Annotated in this window: 12 protein-coding genes; 7 read left to right on the top strand and 5 right to left on the bottom strand. The window is 56.5% G+C overall.

Annotated features, from left to right (window positions below; all coding sequences use genetic code 11):
• Positions 1-4 precede the first annotated feature (4 nt).
• The 5 genes from ASD94_RS04550 to ASD94_RS23465 all read right to left on the bottom strand — a co-directional run bounded on the left by ASD94_RS04550 (position 5) and on the right by ASD94_RS23465 (position 5,557).
• Positions 5-1,717 carry a DotG/IcmE/VirB10 family protein gene (locus tag ASD94_RS04550; RefSeq protein WP_056639277.1) on the bottom strand — a complete coding sequence of 571 codons (1,713 nt, stop codon included), beginning with the start codon at positions 1,715-1,717 and terminating at the stop codon, positions 5-7.
• An 11-nt stretch (positions 1,718-1,728) separates the two neighbouring features.
• On the bottom strand, positions 1,729-2,859 hold the full coding sequence (locus ASD94_RS04545) for a DotH/IcmK family type IV secretion protein (RefSeq protein ID WP_200954185.1): 1,131 nt from the start codon (positions 2,857-2,859) through the stop codon (positions 1,729-1,731).
• Positions 2,860-2,872: 13 nt separating this feature from the next.
• Positions 2,873-3,631: a DotI/IcmL family type IV secretion protein gene (locus ASD94_RS04540; protein WP_056639275.1), complete on the bottom strand. Its 759-nt coding sequence runs from the start codon at positions 3,629-3,631 to the stop codon at positions 2,873-2,875.
• Positions 3,618-3,899 carry a hypothetical protein gene (locus tag ASD94_RS04535; protein WP_056639273.1) on the bottom strand — a complete coding sequence of 94 codons (282 nt, stop codon included), beginning with the start codon at positions 3,897-3,899 and terminating at the stop codon, positions 3,618-3,620. Before ASD94_RS04535 ends, ASD94_RS04540 begins: the two co-directional genes overlap by 14 nt.
• A 518-nt stretch (positions 3,900-4,417) precedes the next feature.
• Positions 4,418-5,557 carry a site-specific integrase gene (locus ASD94_RS23465; RefSeq protein ID WP_156391343.1) on the bottom strand — a complete coding sequence of 380 codons (1,140 nt, stop codon included), beginning with the start codon at positions 5,555-5,557 and terminating at the stop codon, positions 4,418-4,420.
• 931 nt (positions 5,558-6,488) lie between these two features.
• On the opposite strand from ASD94_RS23465, the gene ASD94_RS04530 reads away from it, so the two are divergent.
• The 7 genes from ASD94_RS04530 to ASD94_RS04490 all read left to right on the top strand — a co-directional run bounded on the left by ASD94_RS04530 (position 6,489) and on the right by ASD94_RS04490 (position 12,824).
• Positions 6,489-6,971 (top strand): DotD/TraH family lipoprotein, encoded by a 483-nt coding sequence (locus ASD94_RS04530; RefSeq protein ID WP_056639271.1) that lies wholly within the window; start codon positions 6,489-6,491, stop codon positions 6,969-6,971.
• Positions 6,972-6,976: 5 nt separating this feature from the next.
• On the top strand, positions 6,977-7,885 hold the full coding sequence (locus ASD94_RS23030; protein WP_082576749.1) for a type IV secretory system conjugative DNA transfer family protein: 909 nt from the start codon (positions 6,977-6,979) through the stop codon (positions 7,883-7,885).
• 1 nt (position 7,886) lies between these two features.
• Positions 7,887-9,125 (top strand): ATPase, T2SS/T4P/T4SS family, encoded by a 1,239-nt coding sequence (locus ASD94_RS04515; RefSeq protein WP_087865045.1) that lies wholly within the window; start codon positions 7,887-7,889, stop codon positions 9,123-9,125.
• A gap of 272 nt (positions 9,126-9,397) precedes the next feature.
• Positions 9,398-9,655, top strand: coding sequence for an IcmT/TraK family protein (icmT, locus tag ASD94_RS24255; protein WP_087865043.1), 258 nt, complete (start codon positions 9,398-9,400; stop codon positions 9,653-9,655).
• A 29-nt stretch (positions 9,656-9,684) separates the two neighbouring features.
• Positions 9,685-10,701 (top strand): ParM/StbA family protein, encoded by a 1,017-nt coding sequence (gene parM / locus ASD94_RS04505; protein WP_056639342.1) that lies wholly within the window; start codon positions 9,685-9,687, stop codon positions 10,699-10,701.
• A 213-nt stretch (positions 10,702-10,914) separates the two neighbouring features.
• On the top strand, positions 10,915-11,430 hold the full coding sequence (locus ASD94_RS04495; RefSeq protein WP_144267072.1) for a hypothetical protein: 516 nt from the start codon (positions 10,915-10,917) through the stop codon (positions 11,428-11,430).
• Positions 11,430-12,824: a hypothetical protein gene (locus tag ASD94_RS04490; protein WP_056639258.1), complete on the top strand. Its 1,395-nt coding sequence runs from the start codon at positions 11,430-11,432 to the stop codon at positions 12,822-12,824. Before ASD94_RS04495 ends, ASD94_RS04490 begins: the two co-directional genes overlap by 1 nt.
• The last annotated feature ends 24 nt before the right edge of the window (positions 12,825-12,848 follow it).

Raw genomic sequence — 12,848 nt, 5'->3', positions numbered from 1 at the left:
GCGTTCAATAGTTGCTGTTCAAAGGACCGCGATACCTGTTGTCATAGCCGGTGCCCTGGTACTGGCTCGGTGCCGCTCCAGTGCCGCCTGGGGCGTAGCCGTATGGGGTAGTTCCATAACCGGGATTGAAGGTGCCCTGCCCTGCCTGCGGGAACCCCACGGGGGTGGGGGCGTTGACTGCATTCCCCTGCCCACCGGACTGTTGGAGCGCCTGCTGCTGGGCCAACTGTTGGGCCAACTGCTGGGCAGTCAATTGCTGCGGTTGTTGCTGTTGCTGTTGCTGTTGCTGTTGCTGTTGCTGTTGCTCATCACTATTTGCAGGCAACACGTCCTCTAAGAAATAGAGCATGAAGCCCGTCTCAGCAGGTGTTGAGTACGTGCTGGGCTGATTGAAGCCGCGACGCCGAATTTCGGCGCCAATTGCAGACCCCATCTCACCGACAGCAGAGCCAATCACTTGCCGGTCACGAGGCATCTCATTGGTCGTGATGATGCCGCCTGGGGTGGACACAGTTGTCCCCACTGGCTGCTGATACACACGGCCTGCGCCTTGGAGCAATGCTGCCGCTGCAAGCGACGAATAGCGGCTGAGCGTGTGGTGGTCGATCTTCTCTGCCATGCCCAACTTGGCATCCTGCTCACGCAATGCCACTGCACGAATGCGCATGGTGCTGCGCTCGTCCTGGGGGGCCAAAGTCATGAAGGTGAGCGAGATGTTGTTGTAGCTCTGCTCAATCATGCCGATCAGCTTGGCGCCCTTCCATGGACCACTGCGAACGGTTGCAAGGACAGTGCGCCCATCGTCAGTGTTGGCTTCCGAATCAAGGGTAGCGAACATAGTGTTCCCAGCCTTAATCGTTGGCTTGCGGGACGCCGCGCGCAGTGCGCTTGCAGTGGCTCCGCTGCTTGCACCACGAGCGGGGGCCACGTAGTAGGTGGACTGGGTGTAGGCCCCCAAATTGTTGAGGCTGTCACTGCCTTGGGAGGCAAACATGCCGCCGATCTGTTTCACGATTTCTTGCGAGACAGATTCAACATATTTGTCGCGATCACCTTCCGCCTGTTTCTGATCCGTTTCCAGCTTCGCTGCAGCACGTTGCAACTCTTGGTCGCGGCGTTGCTGCTCCGCTTGCTGTTGCGGCGTCTGCTGCTGTGGCGCTGCGCCCGAAGGCATGGGCTGTGCCTGCATGCTGCGTGCGCTCCCGTTGGCCTGGGCACGAGCAGCCTCTTCTTCGGGGGTTGCAAAGCCCGCGAACTTGGCAGGTGCTCCAGGGGATTCCTGCTTGGAGCTGGCACCGATGTTGTAGTCAAAACCGGGCTGGTAGCTCCCCCCTTTGATTTGTGCTTCCTCGGCCTCGCGGCGCGACTGCTCTGCGCGGCGAGTAGCTTCTTCAGGCGTCACCGCGTTGGTCGAAACGCGATTCTGTGGAGACGTAGGAGCGTCCACCTGGGCCTTGCTTCCAACCACTGGTGCATTACGCATATTCGTCGCTGCAAGCACACCAAAAACCACTACGACAACCGCCACAGAGATCAGCGCAAGTTTGCCTGGGCCAGAGCCAAAAGTGGCACGCAGGTTGCGCCGCCTCACATCGGCATCAGCCTTGCGCGCGGCACCATTTGCTTGTGGGTTCACAGCAGGTTCAGGGCTGAATCCCTGGTCTTCTGCTACTGCGTCGGGGTTAGCGCCCGTACCGTTGTTGTTTGCGTCGCTCATCTGCTGCTACCTCACTCAAAGAAAGCCGTTTGTGCACGTCCACCGATGGTGAACGTCGCAGCTTTTGGCACACCGACATAGCGGTACACGGACACTCCGCTGGTGCTGCGAGCTGCAGCGAAGTACGCTGGATACTGGGCGTTAGCGCGAGCTTTGACATACAGGTTTCGGTCATAGACCCAGGCCTCGGCGCCGTCCAAGCCAGTCACCCGCAAACGCTTTGCGCTCGCAGGAGGCACGCCATCAAGGAAGTACGGCATAGCGTTGTCCAGCCCTGGAGCAGCTTGCATAGACACCTCAGCCTCGGCATCAGGATTGCGCCCCGGCACCTTGGCATCGACGCGCATATCAACTTCTGCTTGACCAGTTGTCAGGACAAAAATCACTGGTGTCGATTGGCCGCGCAGCGTGACCGTGACGTTGCCATAGGCTGCTGGCGTGAGCGCTTCGATGCTCAGCACGTTCGTCGGCGTTTCGGCCTGCCCGCCCTGCCCGCCCTGCCCCGCTCCAATGACACGGCCATCACTGAACAGTTGACGATTCATGCTGACCTTTTCGATCATCCATGGCTGGCCGCTCACATCCGAAAACACAAGGCTTGTCTGCTGCCCACGAGACAAGCGCAGTGTGGGTGGTGCGACGCCTGGATCGAGATTCACAAGCAATGTGCGAGTCACCGGCTTTGCGGGGTTCAGATAAGGCATCGAACGCTGCTGCTGGCGTTCGATGTAGATGGACTTCAAGCGCTCAACCTGCTCGGGCGTGAGCTGCATGTTTTCGATCTGGCGAACGGCCCGCTCCACAATGGCCTCAGCAGGTGGATACACCACGCTGGGACCATCAGCAGTTGAGTTGACAGTGGCCGCTGGCATCACGATAGGAACAGGAGCATTCACCTGCTGCCCAAGTCTGTTTGGTGGCGCAGCTTCGCGAGGTGATGCTGCAGGAGCGGGTGCAACCGGCACAGCAGCAGATGCCGCCGCCGCAGGCGCCGACTCTGCTGCAGATGAGGCTGGCGCCAACACCTGGGGCGCCTGCTGGGGAGCAGGCGTTATTGGTCCCTGTTGCGCGGCGGCTGCGCCGTGCAACAGGAGCGCCGCAACAGCCGTTGCGACAGAAGAAAAAGCTGCTTTCATCATCATTCCCTACATGCCTTCAACGTTGACTTGCGATTGGGGACAGCACCAGGGAATCGACAGCGATACCCTTCAAGTTCACTGCGCTGGCTTCTTGCTCAAGAATCGTCACATGGGCCAGGAAGTCCTGGCGTGATCGTGGCTGGCTCTCACCGCCCGAAAAGAACTCGATAGCCACGGGCACGATTGCCACCCAGTAGCGCTTGGTGCCGCGACGGCCCTCTTCCTCGATCTGCGGCGTGCGTGTCGCCATCGTGCGAAGGACAAGACGCCCCTTGATGACACGCTCAAGATTGCCGCTTTCTTGGAGCGAGGCGAGGTACTGCTTGCGTCCAGCATCTGTGAAACGCTTCGTGGCAACATCGTTGATCGCGGGCCGGTAGTTCACGTAGTCGTAGGTGTAGGCCTCAACCACAGTGTCTTTGGCGTACTCAGTCAGCGCAGCGGGAGTGACGCGCACTTGCGCGTCACTGCTGACTGCACACAGCGCCCTGTTGTCAGTCGTGGGGATGTAGCGGTACTTTGGGAACAGAAAGAGTGCCGAACTCACAGACACCGCAAAGGTCGCACCCAATGTGAGTGCCAATCCCCAGACCCTCACATTGCGTTTTTTGAGAGTGATGTTTTCTTGGTGCAGACGCGCGACTTCGCGCAGCACTGCAGCAGCTTCACCAGGGGTCTTGTCGTTGGCGATCTGAGCAAGGATCGCGTCGTCAAGCTGACGCCCCTCAAGCTGATCCTTGCCGTTGTCCGGTTTTGTGTTCTCAGTTTTTGCCATAGCGAATCTCTCCGGTGCGGCTGTCCAGCACGCAAATGTGATCGGTCGCGTCCCAAAAGATCACGTCCTCATAACTGGTTTCCGTAAGGAGCCAAGCACACGAGCCCATGAGGCCCAAGACCAGCACCACTACTGCCACCTCCCCATAGACGGCTGCGCGGTCGTAAAAGCGATTCAGACGGCGCAATGTGCGCACGTCCGAACTTCCATCACTGACCCCCCAACTCGTCTGGCCCGAAAGCCAACCCCGAACGCTGTGCAGACGCATGAATACCTCTCGTTGGGCCGCATTCTACAAGCCATTTCAAAATCCGCAATCACGCAATTTTGCGATTTCTGCGTATGTTGCTGTTGCAATGCAATCCCTTATGACCTTTGAGACATACCTTTATGCAACATTCTGAAGCATTCCAACGATCAATCACTGGACTCAGATCAGCAGAACGCTGCGCAGCGCCTCACCCACTGGGAAGGGGAAACAAAAGAATGGATTTCAAGGCCACTTGAACGCGCCGTGTACGTGCCGCGTCTGCGCCGCATATGTGCCGTTTATGAGCCAGATAGGTGTCGCATTGGAGCTGTTGCGGTATACATAACGCGCAACCGCCCCTCCTGAGTGCCGCATGAGTGCTGCATGGGAGCCAGTTGGGCGCCGCCTACGTGCCGCTCCCGTGTCGCATGCGTGTCACATGATTACAAAATGCGTATCGACGCAATGTTGCGAAATTTAACAATTGCAACTGTGCGTGCAAGTGTGCAGGCGCAAAGCACGGTCGTGCTTTTGAGTCAACTTTTATCTGGCTGGGGGCCTGGGCGGGGCGATGGCTCACTCCATTGCGCAACGTCCTGGGGCGCCTGCACCTGCGTGTAGCGCACGGCCAGCAGGGACTCCCTCGCAGCGCGCATGCTGCGCCCGGTGTAGCCCGAAAACTTCCGTGCGTAATGCCTGTGCGCTGTCTCCTCGCTGGAATGCCCAAACAAGGCAGCAATCTGACGGCGGTCCTGACCATCTGCTTTTGCATTTGCAACAGCTTGATGGCGCGTCCCGTAAATAGACGGAACGCTTCCTTCCCACCCTTTACTTAGAAGCGTTCGGCGTATCGCTCTCTGCAAAGAGTCATAAATCTTTTTTGTCTTATCTCCATAAGACAACCTAGAAATCTCAGGCGTGTACAACTCCTTTATTGCAGCAAGCCACTTGCTGATATAGGAAAGATTTTGCTCCGTCAGGTTTTCAAGCATGATTATTCGATGCTCTCCATTAGCCCTTTCAGCGGATTGCTTGGCGTTATATACCCGCAACGCAGTACAGGTTTCAATCTCGCCATCTCTACCGATAACAAACTCACCCAATGGATCTGTCTTTTGATGCTTGATGAGCGCCGCATTTAGCCATTCAATTGGCCGCAAGCCAACCACGAGGTTCGCCCGAATAAACAACAATCCGTGCAAGAGATTCAAGCTCCTGTCATCAATTGCAGCCTTAGAAAGAATTTCTACTGCCTCATCGGGAAACGCCTTCAAATTTGGACTTGAAGTCATGCCCGATTTTTTTGGAAGTGCGCTCGTCCCTAGAAACTGAATATCTCTGTATGCAGACTCATAACGGTCAATAACTAAATCACCCGAATCCATAAGTGATTGCGCTTCCGACGCAATCCAAAATAAAGCAGCGGCCTTTTCAAGGCGCGCTGTGGCTCGGGTAATTTGGCTGTTGTCCACGCGATCCGAAAGATCGCGCACCAGCATCTCAGGCGTTAATCTTGAAATTTCGCCGCCAGCCACTCGGCTGGCGGCTTGTCTTATCTTTCTCGAATACAGAACAATAGTATCTGCAGACAGTGATTGACCCACCCGTTCCTCAGCACCAATACGAGAAAGCAGATCAAGCGCCCGCGTTCCTCCTGTTATCGAATTTTCGTACATAGCAATTATTTATTCCGCTCACAAAAGTAGGTATTTCGCGGATGCAGATCAAAAGAGGGCAGGGTGGCACAGGGCAAAAACCTCCAGTTCGGCACCAGCTCAGCAGACCGTCCAGACCTGGCACAGGGCCTGGCACCAGCTCGCCGAAAGGGCGCAGAACTACGCGCATCCTGTGACCAGAACGTGTGCTTCGGAACCAGAAAGCACGCCCCCAGGAGTCCCGGCACGCGGGCTCCGGTAACAGACGGAGGTTCCAGATCATCAGTGTTTCGGCGGCAGAAGGGGAAAAGCATGGTCGCAGATTGGTCGGCTTGGTCACAGATGGGCGTTACTCCGCCAAAACTTGGATGTATCGCCGCCAAAAATTGGATGTATCGCAGCACAAACGCCCCCTCTAAAGTGCCCAGAATGGAGTCCATGCCTACGGATTTCCGCAATTATGCGGATGTATTGCAGCATGGACAAGGGGCACAGACGCACAGTGCAAATTTCGCGGCTAAAACACGCGGAGTAACGCCCATGTGGGCTCCTGTGACCAGAACCTCGCGCGGCCTGCGACCAGAGGACAGTCAACAACTGCAGCATGCGTGCCGCAATGGTGCCGGATTGGGGCGATTGAGTGCCATTTGAGCACCGTATCTGCACCGTATGCGTGTCGCATCGGTGCCGTTTTCCGCAACTGCAAGGCGTTTTCACGGCGAAAGAGGCGCCAGATAGGTGCCGCATTGGTGCCGTATAAGAGCCAGAAGAGAACCGTTTGCGTGTCGTTTTGGTGCTAGAGAACGCATTTTTGCGCTCGAATTCATGAACTTGGGGATGCTTCTTTTGCCTTGGCGGGGTATGATCCCCGCGTGCGAAAGTTCGCTCCGAGCACGCCACAACATCACCGTTTGTCGTTTTATCGTCGTTTCACTTTTTGAAGGAGTCTGCAATGGGATTGAGATTGACTGCATGTGCGAGTCTGGCCGTGGCGTTCACGCTGTTGGGCTGCGCCACGCCCCCCGCGCCCATGGACGAGGACTTTGCGTCCAAGCTGATTGCCGAGAAAGCTGCGATTGCAGCAGGCGCTCAGCGCGATTACGCGGCGCTGCTCGCCGAGGACTATTCGACTGTCCAAAAACGGCAGGCTGCATTTGACACTGACACCATTGACGTGGACTACATCGGTAATCCACGCGAGCTGGTGCAATCCCTCGCTTCGCGCTATGGCATGGCATTCAGCGAGACAGGTCGTCCCGCTGAATTGCGTCCTATCAATATCCGCATGAAAGGGGTCACACCTGATTCGGTTCTCCGCAATATCGGCAATCAGATGCACCTCGCGGCTGATCTCGTTCTGAATCGTCCCGGCAAGTCACTCACCATTGAGTACAAGAACCGCGACAGCGAACAGAATCAAACAAAGGGAGGCTAAGCGCTATGGCTGCTGATATTCCTGTGTCCCTTGAGCAATTGCAGGCGCAATATGACCGCCCTGCAATGGTTCGATCCGCCGATGATTCTTCATCCAGTATCAAAATCGAAGCCCTTAAAGAAGCCGCTTTGGGCATTGGAGTCAAGGGTGGCTTGCGAAAACAGCTCGCCCACATCAATGGCGTGATCGAAAGAAAATCGCGTGAGCTGGATACGGTTTACGATTTCGGCAATCTGATGATTCGGGATCGGGTCGTACCCGCAGTTATCACCGAAGCCCGTGATTTGTATAACCAAGACGGCGCATACGCTCTGCGTTTATCTGGTGCCTCTTACAAAATTGACCAACAGCCGCGATTCTCGTCAGTACCTCCGAACTGGCGTGATTACCTTTGGTTCGGCAATGCAGACAAAGATGATGACGTGGCATCTGGCAATATGCGGCCTAAAACAGATTATGAGCGCCAGCTTTGGCGTGAATACATCGGGAAAGGTTGGCAGCAGGGTATCGACCAAGCGAACGTCATGCTGCAATATGGGCTCGACCGCCTGAACCGGGACTTGACTGGAATGATCCGGTTCCACACATTCGTGCTGCAGAACAAAATCACGATGCCCGCCATTGCGACGCAGACATGGGCATATTCGGCACAGCAGAATGAAACCATTGCTGTCGATGAAACGCTTCTGCGCATCACGACTTTGCCTGAATTCAACCCCGCCATTGACAAATGGCGCGCGTCTGTAAAGACCTCAGAGATCGTGCCTCCAATTCCAGCGCAGCCTACGCAGTCCATGCGCCGGATTTCGCCAAAATTCAACCCCACGCCCGATCCAGCACAGCCGCCAGCTCCCGAACGGCGCACGCTGCCCCACGGCCAGGATGGCGAAGGGCAGGGTGCCGCAGGTGTCTGATATGAGCGAGCCCGTGGGCAAGCTGCGGGTGGAGGCCGGTGGCTTGCTGCCACGCGCTGCTCGCCTTACCGACTTCGTGCCCCCACAGCGCTTCATCGTGCCGGAGCACTTGAAAGGCGTGATGCTCGAAGCTCAGGCACACAATGCCAGTGACGTGTACATCCAGCCTGGGTTGCCGATCTGTGCACGGATCAACGGCGACCTCATGGCTCTAACGCCCAGCACTCTCGATGAGAGCGAGGTCATGTACATGATTAAGTGGACGAGCAACCGTGACACCGCTGAAACGGACATACTTTCAGGAGTCCCGGTCAATGCTCGGTACGAGCTTTTCTCGCCAACTGAGAGAGACGCCCGTGGCGCAAAGCTGCGCTACGGCTACCGCGTCAACATTTCCCCGATTCTCAACCCAGGTGGCACGTCTGGCCAGATCGTGCTGCGCTCGATCCCAAACGAGCCAATACCGTTCTACAAAATCGGGTTGCCAGAGACGCTTGTGCGCGATTGCATCCCCGAGAGCGGACTGGTCTACATCGCCGGAGCTACCGGATCAGGCAAGACCACCACTTTCGCGGCCATCATCCGCTACATCCTGGAAAACGATACCCCCATCAAGGGCAATCTGTTGACGCATGAAGAACCGATTGAGTTCACATACGACCAAATCAACAGCCAGCATTCAATCATCGTGCAGTCTGAGGTGCCACAGCACTTCAAGGATTTCTACGCAGCCAATCGCGAAGCGATGCGCAGAAAGCCAGGACTTGTACTGGTTGGCGAAATGCGTGACGAAGAAACCATTCGTGCCGGTGTGGAGCTTTCTCTTACTGGGCATCCAGTTTTTGCCACGGTGCATGCTACTGATGTGCCATCGGTAATGCGAAGGCTCATATCGCGTTTTCCATCAAACGAGCGTGCAACCGCTATTTACGACATTGTTGATACTGCGCGGATGATAATGGCGCAGCGCCTTGTAAAAGGCATTGATGGAAAATTGATCGCTGTACGTGAATACTTGAAGTTCAACGACGAAATTCGCGACGAATTGGCCGAGCTGGACCAGATGGGAAAGATTACCAGCGTGATCGCCAGAATCGTTGAAGAGAAAGGGCACTCCTTCCGCAAGGAAGCCAGCACGCTGCTCGCCGAGGGGCGGATCACCAAAGCCGTCGCTGAAAGCATCTTCCCACCGCAGAAGGAGCAACAGCTAAAGGCGATCCTGGCTAGTCAGGAGTCCTAAGCACCTCGCTCCTACGTGTTGCATCGGTGCCGTTTACGCGCCGCGAATGCGCCGTAAAGGTGCCGCATAGGGTGGTTTAGGTGTCGCTTGCGTGCCACATTGGCCGCTTGCGTGTTGTATTGGTGTCGTTTTGGTGTCGCTTACGTGCCGCGAGTGCTACACTTCACTCACGATGGCGCGCAGTGCCATCTACGTGCCATGAGCTGGTCCCTTGGGACTTGTTCATGGGTATTTGTATCGACTCTTGTTGCTGACAAATTGAAGGGGGATTTATGTCAACTGGGCGTTATCACTGGAGCAATGTCTCTGGAGAAGCCAAATTTTTCATAATCAATGCGTCGGCAAGTGTGCCGTGGCTTGCGCTGATTCTCTTTCCGCGCTGGTCCACGCTCGCAATTGCATTGATATTGACGGCTTTTTTGCTGTACGTGCAATTCAAGAAAATGAATTTCAGGACGTTTCTCAAATCGAAAAAAACGTTTTTCCTGGGTCATTCGATACGTGTTGAGCGGCCTTTCAAGGGGCAATGATGGCAACCAAAAAAAAGGAAACCTCCCAAATGAGCGAAAACAATAGCGATAAGGATCTCTTCGTTGGCGTGGATGATGGTCACTACGCCATCAAAATCGTTCTGGAGACTGGTCAAACGTTCTCGATCCCCTCGCGGGCCGCTGCAGGCAAACACCTGATTTCGCTACGCGATAGCGACGATGGCGTGTTCTACGACACCGAAGAAGGCCGCACCTTCACGGTGAGCGCCCAGCTCCCCAAGTTCGAGGACACGCGCTTTATGGACTACCCCAAGTCCGAGCTGAACCGTGTGCTCGTGCATGACGCACTGCGCCGCGCAGGCCTGGGTGGCCGCAACGTGCGCATCACTACGGGCCTCCCCGTCAGCTATTACTACCTCGCCAACGGTGAGAAGAATCAAGCGCTGATCGACGCCAAAGTTGCCAACCTGGGCAAGCGGGTCAGCTACGGCGACACCCCCCTTGCCAAGATCGTTGCCAACACCGTGACAACCGAAGCGGTTGCCTCGTTTGTGGATCAACTGATGGACCTCGACGGGAACCCCTCGGGTGACTTCCAGAATCTCTCCGAGATGCCCGTGGGCGTCATTGACGTGGGTGGCAAGACAACTGATTGCGCAGTTCTCTTGCCTGGAATGGTCGTTGACCCCAGCCGTTCGGGCTCGAACGATGTGGGCGTGCTGCAGCTCATGGAAAACGTTGGCGCAAAGCTGCTTGCACACCTGCAATTGGACGCTGCGCTCCCGGCCTCGGCCATTGAAAAGGCACTGACCACAGGCACCGTCCGCTTGTATGGGAAAGAGCAGGACGTGAAGAAAATCATTGACGACGAAAAGGAGCGCCTGACGCAGCAGATCATGAGCGCAGTCCGCACGAAGGTCGGCAGCGGCGCTGATCTCGATCATGTGCTCTTCGTCGGTGGTGGGGCACTGGTGCTGAAAGAGCAACTGCTGAAACACTTTCCACATGCTCGCGTGCCAGACGAACCAGTGTTCGCCAACGCGCGTGGCATGCTCAAGTTCGCCAAGCATGTGGTGGGGGCCTAATGGCGAGCGAAGGCAAGTGGGTTAGGGCTTCGACGGCTTTGAACGGCAGCTACGAAGCCGAAAGCGACTTGCAGAGCGATCTCCAGAAGACCGACACATCCAACAGCGGAAAGCTGTTGCGTGCGTTGATCCGGGCGGGCTTCAAGGCCAGCCACAGCAGTCATGGCAGCGCTGCGGCGACTGCCATGACACACCCAGGTGGAGGTCAACCGCATGAGCCCTAAACGCCATGGCATGTATCTCTCACCCGAAGACGATCAGCAACTGTTGCAGGAGCTTGAGAGTTGCACGGTGAAGGGTCGGAAGTCGGAGTTGCTCCGCAACTACGCACTGCTCGGCTACAAGCTCGCGCTGGACCTGTGCGAAAAAACGCAGGACCACGCGGCGCTGACGACAGCGCTTGCCGCGCTGTTTGGCGCACAGGAATCACAACATGATTTCCGGCAAGCGGCCGAATTTTTGAAGGTCAGAGGCCTGCGCAAAGGGCAGGGCGGCACAACGCAGATCGCAGCACAACCACCTGCTCCTGTGCAGGCGGTTGTGACGGCACCTGCGCAGCCGTCCGAGGCGCTGCGCGAGCCGTCCCAGCCTGACGACAAGGCGGCACCGCTGATGGCGCACGAAGCGCAGCCAGCGGCTACAAAACCGCGCTGGGGCGCTTTGAACTCGCTGGTAGGCGGTGCGACTCAGCCCAAACCAATTACCTCCGACGAAAAAGGGAGTGACTGATGGCCAGTGGTGCGAGCGGCAGCGGCAACGGGCGCAGCGTTGACGATTTCACGATGATCCTGGCCCTCCTTGCAGGGTCAGTCATCGCAATCTTCATTGCTTGGCTCGCGTTTCATACCGAGCTTTCGATGGCGTACACCTACGTGCGCCGAGCGGAGTTGTGGTGGCTCGACATGATCGGAGCCACAGGCCTTCCAGGCGCTGCTGCAGTCAGCAAATGGTTTGCCAATGGCTGCGCTGCAAGCGGCTTGTTGGAGCGCTGCACACGCGATTTCAGCACGATGAGCTGGAGGGAAATTACCAATCTCGCCTTCTATGTGAATGTGATTTTGTTGCCCTTCATCATGCTTTTTGCGTTCAAAATTTTCGCAAACATCCAGTCCAAGCATCCGAACAATCGGTTCTCTAAAACCTTCAACGTGGACAGCTTTGTTCGCGAGAAAAAGCCGCTCTATCGCCACCTGCGCATGTTCGATGCGCTGGACTTGATAGAGGCGCCCCTGGATCACCCCGTCTTGGGCATGTCTCAAACCTCGCGCCAGTTCGTCTACCACCATCGCCTTATCGTGGACAACGGCGAGCCTGGAGACGGCTGGATAGAAGAGGCAGATGGCTCTGTCACCCCGGTGCTGGATAGAGCCAAAGCGGAGCGTGTGCTGAGAGAGCAACTTGGCTCTGTTTGGACCGGGGTTGCAAACCTCACACCAGCAGAAACGCTGTTGCTCGCAATCGCTATCCCGCGCGTAGCAGCCACCGATGGCTCGCTGGACGATGCTGCTTTCAAGGCCTGTCTTGCCGAGTCCAACGAGATGGTCAATTGGTGCTGGGATCAGTTCAAACCACCGCCAAAGGATAGCGCCAAGGCTGACAAAGCTGGTATCGCAACAGACCCACTCGCATGGCTTCAACCTCAGATTGATTTGACGGTGCCACGCACCGTCATTGCACGCCATATCGAGAGCAAGCCGATGCAGGCCATCCTGGGCAAGCACGCCTACGTGCGGACGATCCTGTTTGCCATGTTCACCGCCGCGCGCAGCCTGGGCGTGCTGCCGCCCGCAGACATGCGCTGGATGCGCTTCTTTGATCGCACGCTGTGGTACGTGCTGCAGAACTTCGGTCGCCAAGGCGCCTACGTGGAGGGCAGTGCGGTCCACGTCCACTACTTGTACGAAATCAAGTCCAACAACCCATTGATCGAACCGCAACTGGACAAGGCAATTACGGCCCTGGATATGGCCCTGACAGCCTTCCGCTACAGGCCATCGGATCGTGACGCTTACCGGGCTGGGGCACGGTCAATCGCGGAAGCGCTACCACCCGAGTTAACCGAGCAAAAAGACCAATCAGAAACGCCAGATGACCGCAAAATCGCCAAGGTTGTCAAAAATTAGTCGTTACGCTTTTCTAAATCGGTG

The sequence above is a fragment of the Acidovorax sp. Root70 genome (assembly GCF_001428225.1).
GTDB lineage: Bacteria > Pseudomonadota > Gammaproteobacteria > Burkholderiales > Burkholderiaceae_C > Acidovorax.
This window is presented reverse-complemented; position numbering and strand designations above follow the sequence as displayed.